Here is a 22,163-nt window from a genome sequence, read left to right as displayed (position 1 = left end):
GGTGTGGCAGACATCAGATGCCCTCGATAGCCTGCTCCGGCTGTCCATTCCCGACAGTGGACGCCATCCTCCGAGAGGGAGCAGCGCTCATGACCGAGCCGCCCACAGTGCCGCCGGAGAACACCCCGCCGACAGTGCCGCAGCTCGACGTCCGGGCCGCCCAACCGCCGTCGGCCGACACCCCGCCACCCACCGGCGGGTTCGCCGACCGCCCACCGGGCTATCCCAGCGCGCTGGTCTGGCTGCGCGCCGGGATCCTGCGGGACTGGCGCGGCGTGCTCGGCGCGTTCCTCGCGACCTGGTTCTACCTGCCGGTCGCGCTGCTCCTGGCGTTCTGGGGCGGCCTCACGTTCGGCATCGTCGGGCTCTTCGCCGTCGGGACCGGCGCCGACGACCAGCTGCCCCAGGTGCTGCGCGACGCCCCGCTCATCGGCTCGCTGACCGAGGCGTTCCTGACCCGCTCCGGCGGGTTGCTCGGCGGCATCGCCGGTTTCGCCATCGGCTTCCTGGTCGGCTTCCTCGCCGTGCTGGCCCTGCCCTGGATGGGCGTCGCCGACGAGCCCTTCGCGCTGCTCACCGGCCTGATCGGCACTGTCGTCGCGGCGGCGCTGATCGGGGTCCTCTACACGCTCTACCGGGTGCTGCTCGAACCCCGCCTGCTTGTCGTCTCGGGTGCGCGCCAGCCCAGCCGCCGCGAGTACGCGCGGCTGCGCCCCGTGCTCGACGACTGCGCCCGACGGCTCGGCCTGCCCAGCGTGCCCAGGCTGCTCATGGAGGACGACACGGTCCTGAGCAACGCGCGCACGTACGCCCGGCACGTGGTGGTCACCACCGCCGTGCTGAACGAACCGGACGACGAGGTGGCCGCGCTGCTCAGCCACGAGCTGGTGCACTGGCGCACCGGAGACGAGATCACCAGCGCCTTCGTCCGCGGTGTCGGCCTGCCACTGACCCTCGCGCACGCCCTGCCGACCTGGCTGATGCGGACGTTCCCACACCCGGGTACCAACTTCGTGGTCTTCGTGTTCTTCTGGCCGGTGCTGCTCACCATGCGGTACGTGGTGCTGCCACTGCACGCCCGTGACGTGCGGGCGGCCGAGTACCGGGCCGACCTCGGCGCGGTGCTCACCGGGCACGTCGACGGCCTGCGGCGCATCCTGGAACGACGGCTGTCCTTCGAGACCGGCCGCAGCGGCTGGGACGAGGCGGTCTGCGCCACCCACCCGCCGCACGAGCTGCGGCTCGACGCGTTGGAGCGGGCGCCGCTGGCGGGTGCGCCCGCCGGGGCGGGTCAGCCCGTCACCGTCGACGGGCTGTTCAACAGCTCCGGTCCGGTCGGCACCCGCCGCACCTGGCTGCTGGTCGGCGCCCTCACACTGGCCGCCTGCCTCGGCACCAGCGGACTCGGCGTGGTGCAGTGGGCGTTCTTCCGGCCCCAGGCGGCGATCGACGGCTACTTCTCCGCGCTCGCCGATCGGGACAGCGAGGCCGCGCTCGGCTACCTGACCGACCAGGGCAGCGACACCGACACCAAGCTGCTCGCTCAACTGCTGCGGGGCAAGGGCTACCAACCACCGACCGACGTCGAGATCAGCTCGTTGGAGCGCGACGGCGACAGCGCCAGAGCCACAGTGGCGTACCGGCTGGGTGACGCGCGGGAGACCGCCGCCCTCACCCTGCGCCGTGAGGACGAGACCACCGCCGGGCTGTTCCATGGCTGGCGGTTGAGCGGCGGGCCGACCCCGCTCAACGCCGCGATCGCCGACCCCGGGGTACGGCTCAACGGGGTGGAGCTGCCTGTCGCCACCGAGGGTGCCCCGCTGGTGCTGTTGCCCGGCGGCTACACAGCGACCGGCCCGTCCAGTGCGCTCAGCGAGACGCCGAGCACGACGATGCTGGTCGGCCCGGGGGAGACCGCCGCCGTCCTGCAACTGGCGCCGGTGCTCAAGCCGGCGGCGACCGAGGCCGTCGAGGCGCAGGTACGCGCCTGGTTGGACGAGTGCGCCAAGCAGAAGGTCGCCGCCCCGCCGGGCTGTCCGTTCCGTTACTACGGTGGCTCCACCCAGAAGATCACCTGGAAGATCCTGGAGTATCCGAAGCTCGCCGTGGAACTCGCCGGCCCCGCCAGCGCCCAGGTCTCCACCCCGACCGAGACCCAGGGCAGGGTGGAGGCAAGTGGCACCACCACCTACTTCGGCGGCAGCTCACCGTTCACTGACGACACCGCGTTCACGGTCACGGGCGTCGCCACCGCCGACGGGGACAACGTGACCTTCCGACCCGCCGCCGACTGACCGGGAGACAGACCGTGACCGACAGCGACACCGCAGCCCGACTGCCCGTCCGGCTGACCATCAGCCCCCGGCAGCGCCAGCCTCCGTCGGTCGACCTGCTGACCTGGATCCACCGCCGCCCCGAGTACCGGGCGGGAGTCCGCCCGGCCGGCGGCGGCGGGGGCCGGCCGGGATTCAGTGACGCGGTGATCATCGCGGTGCTCGCCCAGGGGCTGCTTCCCGGGCTGTTCAACCTGCTGCAGTCCTGGGTGGACCAGCAGCGCACCGAGGCCAGCATCCGGATCCAGGCCGGAGACACCGAAGTGGAGTTGCAGGTGAGCGGACGGACCGACTCCGCTCGCCTGCTGGCCCAGGCGACCGAGGCGCTGCGCGCCGCCCGCGAGCCAGGCCCGGACGCCGCCGGGTGACCCGACGGCGTCCGGAGCGGTGGGTCAGCTCGCCTTGGCGAGCGCCTCGAACTCGTCGTCGGTGAGTCGCACGTCGGCAGCGCCCACGTTCTCCTCCAGGTGCGCCACCGAGGACGTGCCGGGGATCGGCAGCATCACCGGCGAGCGACGCAGCAGCCAGGCCAACGCGAGCTGCGCGGGCGACGCGCCGTGCGCAGTGGAGATGGCGTCCAGCGGGCCGCCCGGTCGGGCCAGCTCACCGGTCGCGATCGGGAACCACGGGATGAACGCGAGGTCGTTGCGCTCGCAAAACTCCAGCACGTCCTCGGCGCTGCGGTTGGCCAGGTTGTACAGGTTCTGCACGGACGCGATGGTGGTGATCGCCCGGGACTCCTCGATCTGCGCGACGCTCACCTCGGACAGCCCGATGTGCTGGATCTTGCCTTCCTCCCGCAGCAGGGCCAGCTCACCGAGCTGATCGGCGAGCGGCACCTTCGGGTCGATCCGGTGCAGCTGGTACAGCGGGATGCTGTCCAGACGGAGGTGGCGCAGGCTCAGCTCGCACTGCTGACGCAGGTACTCCGGGCGGCCCACCACCCGCCAGTCGCCCGGCCCGGATCGGGTGAACCCGCCCTTCGTCGCGATGACCAGGTCATCGGCGTACGGGTGCAGCGCCTCCCGGATCAGCAACTCCGACACGAACGGCCCGTACGAGTCTGCGGTGTCGATGAACGTCACGCCCAGCTCGACCGCACGGCGCAGCACGCGAACCGCCTCGGCCGGGTCCTTCGGGTCACCCCAGACACCCGGGCCGGTGATCTGCATGGCCCCGTAGCCGAGCCGGTTGACTGTGACATCGCCACCGATCCGGTACGTGCCGGACGCCTTCGCGGGCTGCTCACTGATATTTGTCGCCATTGCCCGATCCCCAATCGTCTCGTCGTGGCGGGCGTGGACAGCGCGGGCGTGAAATGCCCACCCGCCACCGATGGATCATCCCCCGGAACCCCGCAGCCATGCCGCCGGTCGGCCGACTGTGTGCGCGGACACGCCGTCAGCGCGCCGACCCGAGTTGGCGGGAGCGCCCGGTACGACCGGGGTGGCCGTGCGACGCTGGCCGGAGCCGGTGCGTTCCGGCGCGACGGCGAGGGGAGCACCCATGGGAGTGCCGCAGGTCAACTTCGCGCTCGACACGTACGAGTGCATCGTGATCTATCCCGGCGCGGCCGGGCGGGCCCTGCCCGCGGAGACCGTGCAGCGGTTGCAGGCCGAGCACGCCGAACACATGCAGGCGTTGCAGCGCCGCGGCATCGTCCTGGTCGCCGGCTCGGTGGACGGGCCGGCGCGCGAGCCGGACCCGCCGATCGGTTTCGGGCTGGCCCGCACCGGCAGCGTCGACGATGTCCGCAGCGTGCTGGAGGCCGACCCGGCGGTGCAGGCCGGGCTCTACCGGGTGGAGGTGCTGACCTTCCTCTGCCCGGCCGGCTCCCTGGAGTTTCCGCTGGTCAAGGCGGGTAGCTGAGTCGCCGGTCCATCGGTGGCTGTCGTGATGGCGACGGCGCTCACCCGCCCGCCGGTGCTACGGTCGCGCCCAGCGCGGGCCGCCGCCGGGGCGTACCCGGTGTCGTGGGTCGGCCCCGGTCGAGGAGTCGCCATGATCTCCGCCGCCACCGGTGATGTCGCGTCAGCCGCCGCCCGACTGCGGGCCCTGCTCGGCGACCGGCTGCACGAGCCGGGCGATCCCGGTTACGCCGCCACCACCCGGCTCTGGAACGGCGCGGTGGCGCGCACGCCCGCGCTGGTCGCCCAGTGCCGGGACTCCGACGAGGTGGCCGAGGCGGTCCGCGTCGCCGCCCGGTGCCACCTGCCCCTCTCGGTCCGCTCCGGCGGGCACGACTGGGCCGGCCGGGCGCTGCGCGACGGCGCTCTGGCGCTCGACCTGACCGGGCTGCGCGCCGTCGAGGTCGACCCCGACGCGGCCACTGTGACCATCGGCGGCGGCGTCACGGCGGCTGAGCTGCTCGCCGCGGCCCGCCCCTACGAGCTGGTGGTGCCCACTGGCACGGTTGGCGGCGTGGGGATGGCCGGGCTCACCCTCGCCGGCGGGTACGGCCCGCTGTGCGGCCGGTTCGGTCTGGCGGTGGACAGCCTGCTCGGCGCGGAGGTGGTTCTCGCCGACGGCCGCCGGGTCACCGCCGACCCCCGGCACGACGCCGAGCTGTACTGGGCGCTGCGCGGCGGCGGTGGCAACCTCGGCATCGTCACCGAGCTGCGCTTCCGGGCGCACCGGCTGCCCGGCGTGCTGGCCGGCATGATCATGTTCGCGCTCTCCGAGGCACCGGCCGTGCTGAGCGGCTACGGCGCGCTGGTCGCCGAGGCCCCGGACGAGCTGACGGTGATGACCGGCTTCCTGCCCGGCCCGGCCGACGAGCCGGTGATCTTCGTCTGCCCGTTCTACAGCGGCCCCGACCTGGACGCCGGGGGGCCGTGGATGGACCGACTGCGCGCGCTGGGCACCCCGCTGGTCGACCAGATCGGCCCGATGCCGTACGCGGACGCGCTGCGGATGTTCGACGGCGGGATGGTCGACGGCAACCACTACCTGCTGCGGACCCGGTGGTTGCCAGCGCTCACCGACGGCACGGTGGACACGCTCGTCGACGCGGCCCGGCAGGTCACCTCGCCGTTCTCCGCGCTGGCAGTGCACCACTTCCACGGCGCGGCCAGCCGGGTCCGACAGGCCGACACGGCGTTCGGGCTGCGCACCGATCACCTGATGGCCGAGATCATCGCGGTGTGGGCGCCCGGCGACCAGGCCGGTCCGCACCGCGAGTGGGCCGAGCGGACCTCGGCGGCGCTCGCCCCACGTGCCCTGCCCGGTGGTTACCCCAACCTGCTCGCCCCCGAGGAGACCGACCGGGTCCGGCTCGCCTACGGCGCGAACTGGGAGCGGCTACGCCGGGCCAAGCGCCGCTACGACCCCCGCGACCTGCTGCACGCGGTGCCCACCCTGCCACCCTCGGGGCACCCGGAATGAGGCGTCGCCAGCGGCCCCCGGAGCACCCGGAATGAGCCGTCACCTGCCGTACTCGGGGCACCCGGAGTGAGCCGCCGCCGGGAGCACCCCGACAGCGCACGCCGACGGAGGCGTACGATTCCCGGCGCGCGGTCGCTGATGCCCGTCGCCACAACGTTCCCGGTGCGGTTCCGCCCGCCGGCCCGACGCGCACCGCGCGTCGTTGGACACCTGTTCCACTGCCTGCAAGGGGTCGGCCCCGAGTCCGACCTGAAGGAGAGACTAGCCTGATGGGCGTGACACGCCGCGCGAAGATCGTCTGCACTCTTGGTCCCGCCACCTCGTCCCCGGAGCGCATCCGGGGTCTCGTCGAGGCCGGCATGAACGTGGCGAGGCTCAACTTCAGCCACGGCAGCCACGCCGACCACGAGGCGGTCTACCGACTGGTCCGGGAGGCGTCGGAGGCAACAGGTAAGCCGGTCGCCGTCCTCGCCGACCTGCAAGGCCCCAAGATCCGGCTCGGTCGGTTCGCCGACGGCCCGCACGAGTGGCGCACCGGTGACTCCGTCGTCATCACCGGCGACGACGTCATCGGCACCAAGGAGCGGGTCTCCTGCACCTACCGCAAGCTGCCGCAAGAGGTGAAGCCCGGTGACCGGCTGCTGATCGACGACGGGCGGGTCGCCGTCGAGGTCACCGACGTCACCGGCAACGACATCCGCTGCCTCGTCACCGAGGGCGGCCCGGTCTCCAACAACAAGGGCGTGTCGCTGCCCAACGTGGCGGTCAGTGTGCCCGCCATGTCGGACAAGGACGCCGAGGACCTGCGCTTCTCCCTGGGTCTCGGTGTCGACCTGGTGGCGCTCTCCTTCGTCCGCTCGGCCGAGGACATCAAGCTCGTGCACGGGATCATGGCCGAGGAGGGCGTGTTCCGGCCGGTGCTCGCCAAGGTCGAGAAGCCGGAGGCGGTGGAGCACCTGGAGGCCATCGTGCTGGCCTTCGACGGTGTCATGGTCGCCCGCGGTGACCTCGGTGTCGAGATGCCGCTGGACGAGGTCCCGCTGGTGCAGAAGCGCGCCGTGCAGCTGTGCCGGGAGAACGCGAAGCCCGTCATCGTGGCCACCCAGATGCTCGACTCCATGATCGAGAACTCCCGCCCGACCCGGGCGGAGGCCTCCGACGTCGCCAACGCGGTGCTCGACGGCGCGGACGCGGTGATGCTCTCCGGCGAGACCAGCGTCGGCAAGTATCCGGTGCTCACCGTCAGCACCATGGCCAAGATCGTGACGACCACCGAGGCCGGTTCCATCGGGGTGCCGCGCCTGCAGCACGACCCGCGTACCCACGGTGGCGCCCTCACCGTGGCCGCCTCGTCGATCGCCCGGGCCATCAACGCCAAGGCGCTCGTCGCGTTCTCGCAGACCGGTGACACCGTGCGACGGCTGTCCCGCCTGCACTGCGACCTGCCGCTGCTGGCCTTCACGCCGGTCCCCGAGGTGCGCGACCAGCTCGCCCTCACCTGGGGCGTGGAGACCTTCCTGATGCCGTTCGTGCAGCACACCGACGACATGTTCCGCCAGGTCGACCAGGCGCTGCTCGGCCTCGACCGGGCCAACCCCGGTGACTACGTGGTGATCGTGGCGGGTAGCCCGCCCGGCACCCCCGGCTCGACCAACACGCTGCGCGTACACCAGCTCGGCTCGCTTGTCGACGCCGCGTCGGCGCGGGCCCTGCAGTGAGCGACGGTCGGGTCGCGGTCGGCCAGGCGGCGGTGGACCAGCTGCTGGAAGTGCTGGACCTCGACCCGACCGGCGAAATGACCTTCCGGGGGATGAGCCCCCCGGTCGGCCCACAACGGGTGTACGGCGGTCAGGTCGCCGGTCAGGCCCTGGTCGCCGCCGGCCGTACCGTCGACCCGGAGCGGTTCGTGCACTCGCTGCACGGCTACTTCGTCCGCCCCGGCGACCCTGTCGAACCGATCGCGTACGAGGTGGAGAACATCCGCGACGGCCGGTCCTTCTCGGTCCGCCGCGCGGTGGCCCTCCAACACGGCAAGCCGATCTTCTTCATGTCGGCGTCGTTCCAGCGGGCCGAGGAGGGCCTGGACCACCAGGCCCCGGCCCCGCTGGACGTACCCCCGCCGCAGGACGTGCCGACGATGACCGACCGGCTCTCCCGTTACCCGGAGCGGCTGGGCATCTGGGGTCAGATCCCACGACCGATCGACGTGCGCTACGTGGGCGAGCCCGGCTGGGTCCGCCCCGGCGACCGGCCCGCCGACCCGCACCAGCGCGTCTGGATGCGCATCGACGGCAAACTGCCCGACGACCCCCTGCTGCACGCCTGCGCGCTCACCTACGCCTCGGACCTCACCCTGCTGGACTCGGTGCTCTCCGCGCACGGCGAGGTGTGGGGGCCGGGCGGGTTGGTCGGCGCGAGCCTGGACCACGCGCTGTGGTTCCACCGGCCGTTCCGGGCCGACGAGTGGTTCCTCTACGACTGCCTGAGCCCATCGGCGTCCGGCGCGCGCGGGCTGGCCACCGGCCGGATGTTCACCACCGACGGTCAGCAGATCGCCAGCGCCGTCCAGGAGGGTCTGCTGCGCCGCGTCGGCGCCTGACGCCCTGGCTCATCTCCGCCGCTTGATCGTCACTCGTCCCCGCCAGGCAACTGGCGGGGATGACGCGGTTCAGGCCTGGTAGATGGCTTCGCCGGCGATCTCGATCTGCACGGTCTTGCCGACCAGCACCCCGCCGCTCTCCAGGACGACATTCCAGAGCAGGCCGTAGTCCTCACGGTTCATCTCGGCCGTCGCGCTGAACCCGAAGATGTTCTGCCCGTACGGATCCTGACGAGCACCACCAAAATTCACCTCCAGGTCGACGGCCCGGGTGATCCCCTTCACCGTCAACTCACCGGTGAGGACGAATCGTCCAGGAATACCGTCGGACTGCGGCGGAACAATGTGACTTCTGCCTCGTCCGCCCAACCGGTGGTTGCGCAGACGCGCCCACTGGAATATGGGGTCCTCGTTGCCCTGCCACTTAATGCCGGTGCTTCGATATTCGAGTGTGGGAAAACGCTCCACGTCGAGGAAGTCGCCACTCTTCAGATGCGTGTCCCGGTCGACGCTTCCGGTGGTGATGCTGGCCGACATGATGGTGGCCGTCACCGAGGAGAGCAGCGGGTCCTCCGCCACGAAGATCTCCGCCGTGGCCTCGGCGAACTCGCCGCGCACCGGGCTCACCATCATGTGCCGGGACAGGAAACCGATCCGCTTGTGCGCCTGATCGAGAAGATAGGAGCCGGCCACCGGGATGGTCATGCCGTCCCAGGTGCGTGTGGCGATATCGGTCATCGTGTTGCCTTCCCCCCGAGCACACCCGGGTGTTTATCAATATGGTGCTGGCGGCCGGGTAAACGGCCAGACATTCGTACTCACGCCCAGCATAGGGACGCTCCGGACCGGCATTTCGGCCGCCACCGTTCGGTGGATCATGACGTACTTCACCGGTCCCTACCGGCGGCCGTTCACCGGTCCCGGTCGGGTGCCGGCGGCGCTACTTTCCATCGATGCGTGGCCGATCGGCCGAGGGTCGCCCGCCCGCCCGGTTGACCAGCGACTAACCTTGCCGACATGCGCCTCTCCGCTCGGGTCGACTACGCCCTCCGTGCGGCCGCCGAGCTTGCCGCGACGGCCAGCGGCCCCGGGCGCGGTCGGCCGGTGACGGCCGACCAGATCGCCCGCGCCCAGGAGATCCCGCCGAAGTTTCTGGAGAGCATCCTTCTCCAACTGCGCCGAGGCGGCATCGTGCACGCCCAGCGCGGCCCGGAGGGCGGCTACTGGCTGGCCCGCCCCGCCGAGGAGATCTCCCTCGCCGAGGTCATCCGGGTGATCGACGGGCCCCTCGCCCACGTACGCGGGCAACGCCCCGAGCAGCTCGGCTACCACGGTCCGGCACATGCCCTCCAGGAAGTCTGGATCGCGCTACGGGCCAGCGAGCGGGAGATCCTGGAACTGGTCAGCGTCGCCGACGTCGCCGCCGGTACCCTGCCCGCACGGGTCACCGAGCTGGCCGCCGACCCGCGCGCCTGGATCTGAGCGCCGGTTCCGCTCCCGGCTTCACGCCACCTGGTCGCTGCCTTCTTCGCCCGGGTCCGCACGCCGATCAGGTTTCCGGCCTGGCGTCGCCTGGCCCTGCCCTGCGTGCCTGGCCCCTGGCCCTGCGTGCCTGGATTGCCGCCGCTCGTTTGCCGGCCTGCGCCACCTGGCCGCTGACCCGGCGTACCGCCCGTTCGCGTCCCATCCACCGATCGGGGGCTTGACCCCGGCTGCCCCATCCCGCATTGTCGACCAAGTCGATAGGAGATGCCGAAAAGTCTGGGGGCGCTCGTGCGCAAGCTGTTGGTCCTCGCTCTGGTCGGGCTCGTCGCGCAACTGATCGATGGTTCGCTCGGCATGGCATACGGCTTGACCTCGTCCACTCTGCTGCTGGTCGCCGGGGTCGCCCCGGCCGCAGCCTCGGCCTCGGTGCACCTGGCCGAGATCGGCACCACGCTCGCCGCCGGGGTCGCGCACTGGCGGTTCGGCAACGTCGACTGGCGGGTGGTGACCCGCATCGCCCTACCCGGCGCTGTCGGCGCCTTCGCCGGCGCCACTCTGCTCAGCTCGATCTCCACCGAGGCCGCCGCACCGTGGATGGCCGGCATCCTCTTCACACTCGGCGCGTACCTCCTGATCCGCTTCGCCCGCCCACTGCGCACCGACCGGGTCGGCGGACGGCTCCGCGGTCGTTTCCTCGGCCCCCTGGGCCTGGTCGCCGGCTTCGTCGACGCGACCGGCGGCGGCGGATGGGGTCCGGTGGCCACCCCCGCGCTGCTGGTCTCCGGACGCATGGAACCCCGCAAGGTGATCGGCTCCGTGGACACCGCCGAGTTCGTCGTGGCCGGCGCGGCCAGCATCGGCTTCCTGATCGGGTTGGGCTCGGAGGGATTCCTGCTCCCCACCGTCGCCGCGCTGCTCATCGGCGGCCTCATCGCCGCCCCACTGGCCGCCTGGCTGGTGCGAATCGTGCCCGCCCAACTGCTCGGCGCGGCAGTCGGCGGCGTGATCGTGCTGACCAACGCCCGCACCCTGATCCGCTCCGCCGAACTGGACGGCCCGGCCCGCCCCGCCCTGTACGCCCTGCTCGCCGCCGGCTGGCTGGCCGCACTGGTGTTCGCCGTCCGTGCCCTACGCCGTACCCGTCGCGCCCGCGCCGAGGCCGCCGCCACCGCTCCCGCCGCCGCTGCCGGTGTGCCCGCCGAGACCTCCGACGGGGCGTCCGTCAGCGAGGTCCCGGCCGATCTGGCCGCAACGGGTACGCCCACCCCCCGCTGACCCCCGGGTTACGCCCACCCCCCGCTGACCCCCGGGTTACGCCCACCCCCCCGCTGACCCCCCCCGGTTGCGCCCACCCCCGCTGGCCCCCGTTGCGCCCACCCCCCGCCGCCCCCCGGGGTTGGCTCACCCATCCACGCGCCCGCCGCGCCCCGGTCAAACGTCGCCATCGCCCAGGGGGAGTCACCAAGATCGCGCTACATCCTGGATGTAGTGGTATCCAGGCTCGTCGAAGCCACTACATCCAGGATCGAGCGTGACCTTGGCGGCGGTGGCACCCTGAACCCCACCCCCGGTCGGTTGGACACGGTGTTCGTCGTCAGGATTCGCGCAACATCGGGGATGGTGCTGCTCCCGCGCGTCGGAGGTGGCAACGTCCGGAAAGTTGCGCAGATCCTGGCGCGAGGGCGCGAGGGCGCGAGGGCGCGAGGGCGCGAGGGCGCGAGGGCGCGAGGGCGCGAGGGCGCGAGGGCGCGAGGGACCGGGGGCCCCGGGGCGCGAGGGACCGGGAGCGCGGAGAAACGGGGGAACGGGGCGTGGACCGGCGGGGCGGCGGCGGGTCAGGGGGTGAGCAGTGTGGTGGCCGCATCGGAGAGCAGGGTCCAGGCTTCGTCGATGTGCGCTTCGGTGGTCTGGGGTGATCCGACCGCCAGCCGCAGCGTGTAGCGGCCGTCGACCCGGGTGTGCGTGAGGTGCACCCGCCCCGTGGCGTTCACCGAGGCCAGCAACGCCGCGTTGGTGTCGTCGTCGGCGCCCAGTCGGAAGCAGACCAGTGAGAACGGGTGCGCCGCGGCCAACTCGAACCGGTCGTCGGCGCGGACCCGCTCGGCGAACCGCGAGGCCAGCGCCACCCCGGAGCGGATGTGCGCCTGTAGCCCTTCGGCGCCGTACCAGCGCAGCACGAACCACAGCTTGAGGGACCGGAACCGCCGGCCCAGCGGGACCTGCCAGTCCCGGTAGTCGATCACCGCACCGGATTCGGAGGCCGCGTTGCGCAGGAACTCCGGCAGTACGGTCAGCGCCTCGATCAGTTCGGCCCGGTCGGCCACCCAGAACGCGTCGCAGTCGAAGCCGGTGAGCAGCCACTTGTGCGGGTCGAAGCAGTAGGAGTCGGCGTACTCCAGGCCGGCGTGCGTCCACCGCAGTTCGGGGCAGACGGCGGCGGAGCCCGCGTACGCGGCGTCCACGTGTAGCCAGATCCCGTACTCGGCGCAGATGGCCCCGATCTCCGGCAGCGGGTCGACGGCGGTGGTGGAGGTGGTGCCGATGGTTGCCACCACGATGGCCGGCACGTCACCGGCGGCCAGGTCGGCCTCGATGGCGGCCCGCAGGGCGTCCGGCAGCATCGCCTGGGTGTCCGGGTCCACAGCGATCGACCGGATTCCGTCGCTGCCCAGTCCGGCGATCCGTACCGCCTTCTCGATGGACGAGTGCCCGTGCACGGAGGTGTAGGCGCGGTAACGCCGGTCGATGCCGGTGTGCCGCCAGCGGCCGCCGCTGGCCCGTTGCAGTGCGGTCAGGGTGGCCACGAGCGTCGCCGAGGAGGCCGAGTCCTGGATGACCCCACCGCCGGTGCTGGTCGAGCGGAACCGCTGTGGCAGGTCCAGCAGGTGGGCCAGCCAGTCCATCATCACCGTCTCCAGCTCGGTGCAGGCGGGGCTGGAGGCCCAGAGCATGCCCTGGACGCCGAGCCCGGAGCTGACCAGGTCGCCGAGCACGCTCGGGCCGGAGGTGTTGCCGGGGAAGTAGCCGAAGAAGCCCGGGTGCTGCCAGTGGGTCAGCCCCGGTACGACGATCGAGTCCAGGTCGGCGAGGATCGCCTCGACTGGTTCGCCGCCGGTGGTGGGGGGTTCGCTGGGGAGGGCGGCGGCCACCGTGCCCGGGGGGTCGGCCGGGGCGACCGGGCGTTGCTCCACTGTCGCCCAGTAGTCGGCGATCCAGTCGACGACGGCGTGGCCGGCGCGACGGAATTCGGCGGGGTCCATGTGGTGAGCGCTCATCTGAACGAGTTGATCAGGCATCGATCACCGAGGCAAGGGTGGTACCCGTAGTCAAGCGATGGTGGTCGATGTTGCGGACCGGAAAGCGCTTGCCTTACGATGCGCGGTGAGTCGGATCCGTGAGTTCCAGGGCGTTTCACCCCGATCAGATCGCCGTCCACCGCCGTCGCGGTGGGGATGGTCCACTGTGCTTCCCGGGCAGGGCCGGTGGGTCGTAGCGATCATCACCGGATCCCGGAGGCAGTGCATGCACCCGTCCAGACATCGGCTGATCCTGCTCGCCGCCACGACGGCGGCCACAGTCGTGGCCGGCACCCTCGGCACGGTCGTCGCCTCGGCCGCCGCCGTCGGCTGCCGGATCGACTATCAGATCACCAACCAGTGGCAGGGCGGCTTCGGCGCCAACGTCACAGTCACCAACCTCGGCGACCCGGTCAACGGGTGGGCGGTCACCTGGTCGTACGCCGCGGGTCAGCAGGTCACCCAGGCGTGGAACGCCACCGTCACCCAGTCCGGCGCCCAGGTGACAGCGCGCAACGTCGACCACAACACCGCCATCGCCACGAACGGCAGCGCCTCGTTCGGCTTCAACGGTTCGTGGACCGGCAGCAACCCGGTGCCGGCCAGCTTCGCGCTCAACGGCACCACCTGCACCGGCGCCCCACCCACCGACGAGCCGACCACCCCACCGCCGACCACCCCACCGCCGACCACCCCACCGCCGACCACCCCACCCCCGACCACGCCTCCGCCCTCGGCCGGGGTGTTGCAGATGGAGAAGCTGGACCGGGGGCTGGTCAGCGTCCGCTCCGGCAGTGGCAACCTGGTCTCCTGGCGGCTGCTCGGCACTGAGACCTCAGGGGTGTCGTTCAACCTGTACCGGGGTTCCACCAAGGTCAACGCCAGTCCGATCACCGGTGCCACCAACTACCTCGACAGCGGCGCGGCGGCCGGCTCGGCGTACACCGTGCGGGCCGTGGTGGGCGGCGCCGAGCAGGCGGCGTCACCACCGGCGTTGCAGTTCGGCGCGGGTTACCTGGACGTGCCATTGCAGGTCCCGGCCGGGGGTAGCACCCCGAGCGGGGAGAGCTACTCGTACAGCGCGAGCGACGCCTCGGTCGGTGACCTCAACGGCGACGGCAGCTACGAGATCGTGCTCAAGTGGGAACCGTCGAACGCCAAGGACAACTCCCAGTCCGGCTACACCGGCAACGTCTACGTCGACGCCTACACACTCACCGGCACCCGGTTGTGGCGGATCGACCTGGGCCGCAACATCCGGGCCGGCGCCCACTACACCCAGTTCCAGGTGTACGACTACGACGGCGACGGCCGCGCCGAGGTGGCCATGAAGACCGCCGACGGCACCCGCTCCGGCACCGGTCAGCTGATCGGCTCGTCGTCGGCGGACTACCGCAACTCCAGCGGCTACGTGCTGTCCGGTCCGGAGTACCTGACCATGTTCAACGGGCAGACCGGTGCGATCGCCTCCACAGTCAACTACGACCCGCCGCGCGGCACCGTGTCGTCCTGGGGTGACTCGTACGGCAACCGGGTGGACCGGTTCCTCGCCGGCACCGCGTACCTGGACGGACAACGCCCCTCGCTGATCATGGCCCGGGGTTACTACACCCGCGCGGTGATCGCGGCCTGGGACTTCCGCAACGGCACGCTGACCAAGCGCTGGACGTTCGACTCGAACTCCTCCGGAAACGGCGCCGCCGCTGGTCAGGGCAACCATCAGCTCTCCGTCGCCGACGTCGACGCCGACGGCCGCCAGGAGATCGTGTACGGGGCCGCCACCATCGACGACAACGGCCGGCTGCTGCACTCGACCGGCAACGGCCACGGCGACGCCATGCACGTGGGGGACCTGGACCCGGGCCGCGCCGGCCTGGAGGTGTTCAAGGTCGACGAGGACGGCAGCAAGCCCAGCTCCTATTTCGCCGACGCCCGGACCGGTCAGGTCCTCTGGTCCACGCCGGCGTCCGGCGACAACGGCCGAGGCGTCTCCGCGGACATCTGGGCGGGCAGCCCTGGCGCGGAGTCGTGGTCGTCAGCGGTCGCCGGACTGGCGAACACCAGGGGGCAGAACGTCGGGCGCAAGCCGTCCTCGGCCAACTTCCTGGCCTGGTGGGACGGCGACCCGGTGCGGGAACTGCTCGACGGCACGAAGGTCGACAAGTACGGCACCGGTGGTGAGACCCGGCTGCTCGACGGCAGCGGTGTGGCGTCCAACAACGGCACCAAGTCGACGCCGGCGCTCTCCGGCGACATCCTGGGCGACTGGCGCGAGGAGGTGATCTGGCGGACCACCGACAGCCGGGCGCTGCGCATCTACAGCACACCCACGCCGACCAGCACCCGGATCTACACCCTGATGCACGACCCGCAGTATCGGGTGGCGATCGCGTGGCAGAACACCGCCTACAACCAGCCGCCGCACCCGGGGTTCTTCATCGGCAACGGAATGGGCACCCCACCGACGCCGGACATCTACCTACGTTGATGCAACCCCTGGCGGTCCCGAGCGGGGTCGCCTAGGGTGGCAGGCACCGGGCCGCAGCCGCGGAATCCGCTCAGCTCCGGCCCGGTGCGCCACACCGCGGCATTCCCAACCCGTCCCGACCGGGAATGCCGTACCACCACCGGCACCAACATTAGGCACCGTCCGGGTCGGCGGGGTGACGCTGACGTGAAGATCGTGTTTCACGCGCTCCGGCGCAGACCGCCCGCCACCTGCTCGGCGATCAATTCGTACGACCGCACCCGGTCCTGCACGTCGTACACCAGCGTGGTCAGCATCAGCTCGTCCGCGCCGGTGCGCTCCACCAGCTCGGTCAGCTGCCGACGCACCGTCTCCGGCGAGCCCATCGCCTGACCGTCGCGGCGCGCCACGACGAACTCCCGCTCGATCTCCGAGTACGGGTAGGCCGCCGCCTCGTCGGGCGTGGACAGCGGCTCCGGCCGCCCGGAACGCAACTTCAGGAACGACAACGCGCTCGGCCCGGCCAGCCACTCGGCCCGCTCGTCGGTCTCCGCGCACACCGCGTTGACCGCCACCATCGCGTACGGCTTGTCCAGCCACTGCGACGGGCGGAAGTTCTGCCGGTACAGGGCCAACGCCGGCAGGGTGTTCTGCGAGCTGAAGTGGTGCGCGAAGGAGAACGGCAGACCGAGCAGGCCGGCGAGCTGGGCGCTGAAACCGCTGGAGCCCAACAGCCACACGGCCGGCTGCTCACCGCGGCCCGGCGTGGCGATGATCTGCCCCGGCTTCTCCCCGCTGAAGTAGTTCATCAGGTCTGTCAGCTCGCGCGGGAAACCCTCCGCCGACAAGCCCTCCATGGTGCGCCGCAACGCCAGCGCGGTCACCTGGTCGGTGCCCGGCGCCCGCCCGATGCCCAGGTCGATCCGACCGGGGTGCAGCGCCTCCAGGGTGCCGAACTGCTCGGCCACCACCAGCGGCGCGTGGTTGGGCAGCATCACCCCGCCCGACCCCAGCCGGATCGTCGAGGTGTTCGCCGCCAGGTGCGCCAGGAGCACCGCGGGGGCGGAGCTGGCGATCGCTGGCATGTTGTGGTGCTCGGCCACCCAGAACCGGTGGTAGCCCAACTCCTCGGTGCGGCGTGCCAACTCGGTGGTGGCCTGCAACGCCGCGCCAGCGGTGGTGCCCTTGGCGACCGGGGCAAGATCAAGAACAGACAACGGTACGGTGATCACACGGTCAGCCAACCCGTCACCGACCGGCTTTGTTCCAGCATGCGGGTTTTCGTCGGCCACCTCACCCGCCGCTCAGCCCATCCCACGCGCCTGCTCGAAGATCAGACTGGTCTGCGTGTGCTGCACCACCGGGTCCACCGCCAGGTGGTCCAGCACGAAGTCCCGCAACGAGTCGCCGGACGCCGCCCGCACATGCAGCACATAGTCCTCGGCGCCGGCCACGTGGAACACCGACACCACCCCCGGCAGCCGCACCGACCGGGCCCGGAACGCGTCCACCGCCGCCCGCTCGTGCGCTGTCAACCGCACCGACACCAACGCCTGCAACGGCAGGCCGAGCGCCGCCGGATCCACCTCGGCGTGAAAACCACGGATCGCGCCGCGCTCGCGCAGCGCCCGGGTACGCGTCAGACACGTCGACGGCGCCACACCCACCCGCTCGGCGAGCGCATTGTTGGGCAACCGGCCGTCCGCCGCCAGCTCGGTCAGGATCGCGCGGTCCACCTCATCCAGGGCCTGGTACGGCCGCAGATCATTCGGCTCAGGGGGCATTGCGCCATCCTCGCCCGAACTCAACACGGAAACCAACTGGTTTTGCAGAATCATCTGCCGAACCGTTGCCCGCCGGCCGCGAGATGTTCGACCCTACCGCCATGACAACGATGGACACCCGGGCCGTACACGCCGGTCGCGACGACCTCCGCACCCTCGGCGTGCACGTACCACCCATCGACCTGTCGACCACCAACCCGCTGCCCTCAGTCGACGACGGCGGTGCCGCGTACGAGCAGCTCGCCACCGGCGGAACCCTGCCCGCCGACGGCAGCGCCGTCTACCAACGGCTCTGGAACCCCACCGTCGCCCGCTTCGAAACCGCCCTCGCCGAGTTGGAAGGCACCGCCCAGGCCGTCGCCTTCGCCAGCGGAATGGCCGCCCTCACCGCCACCCTGCTCGCCGCTGCCCGCGCCGACCGCCGACACGTCGTCGCTGTCCGACCCCTCTACGGCGGCACCGACCACGTCCTCGCCACCGGCCTGCTCGGCACCACAGTCACCTGGACGCGCCCCGACGAGGTCGCCGCCGCCATCCGCCCCGACACCGCGCTGGTCATCGTCGAGACACCCGCCAACCCCACAGTCGACCTGGTCGACATCGCCGCCCTCGCCGCCGCTGCCGGCGACATCCCACTGCTTGTCGACAACACCGTCGCCACCCCCGTACTGCAACAACCCGCCCGGCACGGCGCCACCCTCGTCCTGCACAGCGCCACCAAGAGCATCGGCGGTCACGGCGACGTCCTCGCCGGCGTCGTCGCCTGCGACGACACCTGGGCCGTACGCCTACGCCAGGTCCGCGCGGTCACCGGCGCGATCCTGCACCCCCTCGGCGGCTACCTGCTGCACCGCGGCCTGCAAACCCTGCCGCTGCGGGTCCGCGCCCAACAGGCCAGCGCCGAGAAACTCGCCGGTTGGCTCGCCGACCACCCCGCCGTACAGCGGGTGCACCACCCCTCGGTGCACGACCCGGCGGCGCTGGTCGGGCGGCAGATGTCCGGACCCGGCAGCCTGCTCGCCTTCGAGGTACGCGGCGGCGCGCCAGCCGCGGCGGCCGTCGCCGGCGCCTGCCGCCTCATCACCCACGCGGTGTCCCTCGGTGGCGTGGACACCCTCATCCAGCACCCCGCCTCACTCACCCACCGGCCGGTCGAGGGCGACGCCAAACCCGCAGCCGCACTGCTGCGTCTCTCGGTCGGCCTCGAAGACCCCGAAGACCTGCGCGCCGACCTGGCCCACGCCCTCGACGTGATCGCCTGAGCCTCAGCGCAGCTCGCGGTTGCCCAGCACCCGCACCGGCGAACCCTGCCGGGCCACCCGCAGCATGGCCCGACCGATCCCGTCGGTAGTGGTGACCTGATTCGGCAGCAACCGACGCAGCACCGGAAACAGCGGACTGGTGACCGCGTAGCCGAACCGGTACCACCGCGTCTTCGACACCGCCCCGTACGTCGGCTGGATGAAACCCGGCCGCGCCGCGTAACCGTTGGGCAGCAGATCCATGATCGCGTTCTCGGCGCGACCCTTGACCCGCGCCCACATCACCCGACCCCGACCCGACGAGTCGGTCCCCTGACCCGAGACGTAGACGAAGGTGACCTGCGGGCTCACCTGCGCGAACAACCGCGCCGCGGCGAGGGGGTAGTCGTAGCTGACCCGGGTGTACGCGGCCTCGTCCAGACCCAGTGAGGACACCCCCAGGCAGTAGAAACACGCGTCGACACCGGTCAACTCGGCCCGCACCGCTTCCAACTCGCCCACGTCCGCGACGGTCAGCTCCCGCAGCTTCGGATCCCGCGCACCGGTTGGCCGCCGACCGACAGTCAGCACCTCCCGCACGTCATCGGCGAGCAGGCACTCGCGCAACACGCCCTGACCGACCATCCCGGTCGCACCGAAGACAACCACCCGCATCAGATCCCACCCCTGTCGCCGCCAGCGTTTCGCCCTGATCGTCAGCCAGGCTCCCACGGTCGGCGTGATCCGGGGGTGACGGTCAGGACTTGGGGCCGACGTGCCGATCCAGCGTGGCGACGGCGTCGCGTCGCGCCACCGACAGCGAGTTGCGTCGGTTCATCCGCCAGGCGACGCCGAGCAGGTCGAGGGTCCACTGGCAGAGCCCCATGATGTCGGCCGACTCGTTGACGAACATGTAGCGCGGGTAGACGTAAGCCTTGCCGCGCACCGTCACCCGGTTGGCGAACCGACAGCCGTCGGAGTGGAACAGCCCGCGCAGGAAGTCGCCCGGGTGCGCGGCAACGAGTTCGCGCTGCCAGTCGGCCAGGATGATCGGTCGCTCGTGCTTCTTGCCTGGGCCGTGCTGAGGCAACAGGCAGGGCCAGTGCTTGCCGGAACTTTGCACGCTGACGCAGCCGACCTGCTGGACGCGCTGCACCCTCGCGGCGAGCACCGCTCGCATAGCAGCGTCACAGGCCTCGATCAGGCCTGGCCAGCTGTCGCTGCAAGCGATGCGAAGCACCGGGACCCGGGTGGACGTGACGAGATGACCGTCGCCCAGGTAGAGGCCAAGCAGGTATAGGTATGAAGACGGCTCTGTCTGAATGTTGACGTTGGGCCGGCAGCGGAAGCAGCGGGACTCGGTGCCCTGCTGTTGTGGCTCAGCCTGCCCCCTGCACCAGCCTCGGACGGTTGGGTAGGGAAGTCTCAGACGTCTGGCAACCTCGGCGACCGTGCTGCCGGCGAGGTGCTGCTGCCGCGCACGAATGCGTAGCTCAGGTGGATGCACACGACGATTTTGGAACAGCCGTACGACACTTTTGGTGCCCCCGGTGGGATTCGAACCCACACTGTCGGAGGTTTGAGCTCCGCTTCTCTGCCGGTTGGAATACGGGGACGCTTGGCCGAATGCTCTGGTGGCCTCCCATAGGTTACCTACTACGCTGAGGGCGGCGACACCCGGTCGGGTTGGTGTCGGCTTATGACTGGTGGGGGTAGGGCTGGTGGCTGAGACGCCGACGGATGCCGAGCGTAGGCGCGTACTGATCGCCGAGGACGAGGCGCTGATCCGGCTGGACCTCGCCGAGATGCTCGTCGAAGAGGGTTACGAGGTGGTGGGGGAGGCCGGTGACGGCGAGACAGCCGTACGCCTCGCCGAGGAGCTGAAGCCCGACCTCGTCATCCTCGACATCAAGATGCCGATCATGGACGGGCTGGCCGCCGCCGAGCGCATCGCCGGTGCCCGGATCGCCCCGGTGATCATTCTGACCGCGTTCAGTCAGCGTGATCTGGTGGAGCGGGCGCGGGCGGCTGGCGCGATGGCGTACCTCGTGAAGCCCTTCCAGAAGAGCGACCTGGTCCCGGCGGTGGAGATCGCGCTGTCGCGTTACTCGGAGGTCGCGGCCCTGGAGGCGGAGGTCGCGAGCCTGACCGACCGGCTGGAGATCCGTAAGTCGGTGGAGCGCGCCAAGGGCGCGCTGATGACCACGTACGGCATGACCGAGCCGCAGGCGTTCAAGTGGATCCAACGCACGGCGATGGACCACCGGATGACCATGAAAGAGGTTGCCGAGCGGATCCTCGCGGAGACCGCCGGTGGCGAGGTGACCCTGCCGGCACCCTGACCGGCATCGATCCATGCGGCGGCGGGTGGGGGCAGTGCTCGGCGTTCTCGCCGTGCTGGTGGCCGCCTGTGAGGCCTCGGCCTGTCCCGACTGTGCGGAGCCGCTACCGGTCCGGCCGGCCTGGCAGTCGGTGGTCCTGCCGGACACGCCGGGTGTGCCGGGTCGACCGGTGCTGCGCGACGCCACCGCCTGTGCCGACCGGTGGTACGTGGTCGGCGGCGTGGTCGATCCGGCCGGGGGGACCCGCCCGGCCGCCTGGAGCAGCACGGACGCCAATTCCTGGGTGCCGCTGCCGACGGAGCCAGTGACGTTCTACGGCCAGCAGCACGTGCTCTCCGCGGCGGCCTGCCGGGAGGGACGGCTGGCGGCGGTCGGGGCGAAGAGCGGGGGCGTGCACGGCAATCCCCGCACCGGCACCTGGAGGCAGGCGTCGGACGGCACGCTGCACGAGGTGGACGCGCCCTTCGAGCGGTACGCCGGGCCGCGCGCGGTCAACGTGGCCGGGCTGGCGGCGGGGCCGCGGGGCTGGTTGATCGCCGGTAGTCGGATCGACGGTGCTGCGGTCTGGATCTCGGCGGATGCGGCCGGGTTCGCGCTGGTGGAGGGCGCACCAGAGCTGGCCGGTGACGAGCGGGGGCGGACGGCGGCGTACGACGCGGTCGCCGTGCCGTCGGGCTGGCTGATGGTGGGTGCGCTGCTGCCGCCCGGGGGTTCCGCGCTGGTGCCGCTGGCCTGGTCCTCGGCGGACGGCCGGAGCTGGCGGCGGTCCGCCCTGCCGGTGGTGGACGGGCGGGGGCAGGCGCAGCGGGTGGCGGTGCTTGGCGACGTGTCGGTGGCGGTCGGGCCGGTGCGGGCTGGATTCGGCAGTTGGCGGCTGACCGCGCAGGGCTGGCGGCCGGCGGGCGGGTTCGGGGCGGCGGGACCGGGTGTGGCGTCGGCGGCGGGGCTGGTGGCCGTCGGGCACAGGTTGGTGGCGGTGACGAGGGACGGGGACCGTCACGCACTGTGGCTCTCGGTCGATGCGGGCGAGTCGTGGCGGGCGATGACCATGCCGCAGCCGGTCCCGGACAGCGGAGACACTGCGGTCGCGGTGACCTCGACGGGAGATCGACTGCTGTTGGTGGCGGACGATGGAAAAACGTCGCGTGCCTGGTGGACGGGGGTTTCAGACCTCGATCGGTAGCTGACGGAGGCCCACTCGCCGGCCCCGAAGAAACGAAGGTGAAAAAGCT

General features: G+C 71.4%; 19 protein-coding genes and 1 tRNA gene. 12 read left to right on the top strand and 8 right to left on the bottom strand.

Going from position 1 to position 22,163, the window contains the following annotated elements; translation table 11 throughout:
• The first annotated feature begins 89 nt into the window (after positions 1 to 89).
• Together AB0B98_RS13735 and AB0B98_RS13730 are read left to right on the top strand one after the other, a co-directional pair.
• Entirely contained in the window at positions 90 to 2,294 is a 2,205-nt protein-coding gene (locus AB0B98_RS13735) for a M48 family metalloprotease (RefSeq protein WP_357362802.1), read from the top strand.
• A gap of 14 nt (positions 2,295 to 2,308) precedes the next feature.
• A complete protein-coding gene (locus tag AB0B98_RS13730) occupies positions 2,309 to 2,701 on the top strand; it encodes a hypothetical protein (protein WP_357277674.1) in 393 nt (130 codons plus the stop codon).
• A gap of 24 nt (positions 2,702 to 2,725) precedes the next feature.
• Here the strand turns inward: AB0B98_RS13730 and AB0B98_RS13725 are convergent, their stop codons facing one another.
• Positions 2,726 to 3,598: an aldo/keto reductase gene (locus AB0B98_RS13725; protein ID WP_238667325.1), complete on the bottom strand. Its 873-nt coding sequence runs from the start codon at positions 3,596 to 3,598 to the stop codon at positions 2,726 to 2,728.
• 241 nt (positions 3,599 to 3,839) lie between these two features.
• Here AB0B98_RS13725 and AB0B98_RS13720 point away from each other — a divergent pair, with 241 nt between their 5' ends.
• The 4 genes from AB0B98_RS13720 (at position 3,840) to AB0B98_RS13705 (ending at position 8,316) form a co-directional block, all read left to right on the top strand.
• Positions 3,840 to 4,202 carry a YciI family protein gene (locus AB0B98_RS13720; protein WP_091407872.1) on the top strand — a complete coding sequence of 121 codons (363 nt, stop codon included), beginning with the start codon at positions 3,840 to 3,842 and terminating at the stop codon, positions 4,200 to 4,202.
• 132 nt (positions 4,203 to 4,334) lie between these two features.
• Entirely contained in the window at positions 4,335 to 5,717 is a 1,383-nt protein-coding gene (locus tag AB0B98_RS13715; RefSeq protein WP_357362800.1) for an FAD-binding oxidoreductase, read from the top strand.
• 269 nt (positions 5,718 to 5,986) lie between these two features.
• Positions 5,987 to 7,435 (top strand): pyruvate kinase, encoded by a 1,449-nt coding sequence (gene pyk / locus AB0B98_RS13710; protein ID WP_112582693.1) that lies wholly within the window; start codon positions 5,987 to 5,989, stop codon positions 7,433 to 7,435.
• The gene (locus AB0B98_RS13705; RefSeq protein WP_112582692.1) at positions 7,432 to 8,316 is read left to right on the top strand and encodes an acyl-CoA thioesterase II; all 885 of its coding nucleotides are present in this window, start codon (positions 7,432 to 7,434) and stop codon (positions 8,314 to 8,316) included. The genes pyk and AB0B98_RS13705 overlap by 4 nt, the downstream gene beginning before the upstream one ends.
• 69 nt (positions 8,317 to 8,385) lie before the next feature.
• Here AB0B98_RS13705 and AB0B98_RS13700 read toward each other — a convergent pair whose 3' ends face one another.
• Entirely contained in the window at positions 8,386 to 9,054 is a 669-nt protein-coding gene (locus tag AB0B98_RS13700) for a YceI family protein (RefSeq protein WP_357362798.1), read from the bottom strand.
• Positions 9,055 to 9,333: 279 nt separating this feature from the next.
• On the opposite strand from AB0B98_RS13700, the gene AB0B98_RS13695 reads away from it, so the two are divergent.
• Both AB0B98_RS13695 and AB0B98_RS13690 read left to right on the top strand, forming a co-directional pair.
• Positions 9,334 to 9,798, top strand: a complete 465-nt coding sequence (locus tag AB0B98_RS13695; protein WP_091407884.1) for an Rrf2 family transcriptional regulator — start codon at positions 9,334 to 9,336, stop codon at positions 9,796 to 9,798.
• A gap of 291 nt (positions 9,799 to 10,089) precedes the next feature.
• Positions 10,090 to 11,076, top strand: coding sequence for a sulfite exporter TauE/SafE family protein (locus tag AB0B98_RS13690; protein ID WP_357363020.1), 987 nt, complete (start codon positions 10,090 to 10,092; stop codon positions 11,074 to 11,076).
• Between the two features lie 560 nt (positions 11,077 to 11,636).
• Here AB0B98_RS13690 and AB0B98_RS13685 read toward each other — a convergent pair.
• Complete coding sequence (locus tag AB0B98_RS13685; protein ID WP_357362796.1) at positions 11,637 to 13,076, bottom strand: pyridoxal-dependent decarboxylase; 1,440 nt, start codon at positions 13,074 to 13,076, stop codon at positions 11,637 to 11,639.
• Between the two features lie 247 nt (positions 13,077 to 13,323).
• Between AB0B98_RS13685 and AB0B98_RS13680 the strand changes: the two genes are divergently transcribed.
• Positions 13,324 to 15,585: a cellulose binding domain-containing protein gene (locus tag AB0B98_RS13680; RefSeq protein WP_357362794.1), complete on the top strand. Its 2,262-nt coding sequence runs from the start codon at positions 13,324 to 13,326 to the stop codon at positions 15,583 to 15,585.
• Positions 15,586 to 15,785: 200 nt separating this feature from the next.
• On the opposite strand, the gene AB0B98_RS13675 is transcribed toward AB0B98_RS13680, so the two are convergent.
• Both AB0B98_RS13675 and AB0B98_RS13670 read right to left on the bottom strand, forming a co-directional pair.
• Positions 15,786 to 16,796: an LLM class flavin-dependent oxidoreductase gene (locus tag AB0B98_RS13675; RefSeq protein WP_238671665.1), complete on the bottom strand. Its 1,011-nt coding sequence runs from the start codon at positions 16,794 to 16,796 to the stop codon at positions 15,786 to 15,788.
• Between the two features lie 72 nt (positions 16,797 to 16,868).
• Positions 16,869 to 17,348: an Lrp/AsnC family transcriptional regulator gene (locus tag AB0B98_RS13670; RefSeq protein ID WP_238671664.1), complete on the bottom strand. Its 480-nt coding sequence runs from the start codon at positions 17,346 to 17,348 to the stop codon at positions 16,869 to 16,871.
• Between the two features lie 83 nt (positions 17,349 to 17,431).
• On the opposite strand from AB0B98_RS13670, the gene AB0B98_RS13665 reads away from it, so the two are divergent.
• A complete protein-coding gene (locus AB0B98_RS13665; RefSeq protein WP_238671663.1) occupies positions 17,432 to 18,610 on the top strand; it encodes an aminotransferase class I/II-fold pyridoxal phosphate-dependent enzyme in 1,179 nt (392 codons plus the stop codon).
• A gap of 3 nt (positions 18,611 to 18,613) precedes the next feature.
• Here AB0B98_RS13665 and AB0B98_RS13660 read toward each other — a convergent pair whose 3' ends face one another.
• The 3 genes from AB0B98_RS13660 to AB0B98_RS13650 form a co-directional block, all read right to left on the bottom strand.
• A complete protein-coding gene (locus tag AB0B98_RS13660; RefSeq protein ID WP_357362792.1) occupies positions 18,614 to 19,264 on the bottom strand; it encodes an NAD-dependent epimerase/dehydratase family protein in 651 nt (216 codons plus the stop codon).
• A gap of 82 nt (positions 19,265 to 19,346) precedes the next feature.
• On the bottom strand, positions 19,347 to 19,769 hold the full coding sequence (locus tag AB0B98_RS13655; protein ID WP_357362790.1) for a hypothetical protein: 423 nt from the start codon (positions 19,767 to 19,769) through the stop codon (positions 19,347 to 19,349).
• Positions 19,770 to 20,128: 359 nt separating this feature from the next.
• Positions 20,129 to 20,205 (bottom strand) — tRNA-Leu (locus AB0B98_RS13650).
• 105 nt (positions 20,206 to 20,310) lie between these two features.
• On the opposite strand from AB0B98_RS13650, the gene AB0B98_RS13645 reads away from it, so the two are divergent.
• Together AB0B98_RS13645 and AB0B98_RS13640 are read left to right on the top strand one after the other, a co-directional pair.
• A complete protein-coding gene (locus tag AB0B98_RS13645; RefSeq protein ID WP_091408093.1) occupies positions 20,311 to 20,931 on the top strand; it encodes a response regulator in 621 nt (206 codons plus the stop codon).
• A 13-nt stretch (positions 20,932 to 20,944) separates the two neighbouring features.
• Positions 20,945 to 22,114: a hypothetical protein gene (locus tag AB0B98_RS13640; protein WP_357362788.1), complete on the top strand. Its 1,170-nt coding sequence runs from the start codon at positions 20,945 to 20,947 to the stop codon at positions 22,112 to 22,114.
• Positions 22,115 to 22,163: the final 49 nt, after the last annotated feature.

Origin of the sequence: Micromonospora sp. NPDC048947, assembly GCF_040649495.1 — a bacterium.
GTDB classification, from domain to species: Bacteria; Actinomycetota; Actinomycetes; order Mycobacteriales; family Micromonosporaceae; genus Micromonospora; species Micromonospora alfalfae.
The sequence above is the reverse complement of the archived record's forward strand: the minus strand, read 5'-3'. Positions and strand labels throughout refer to the sequence as shown.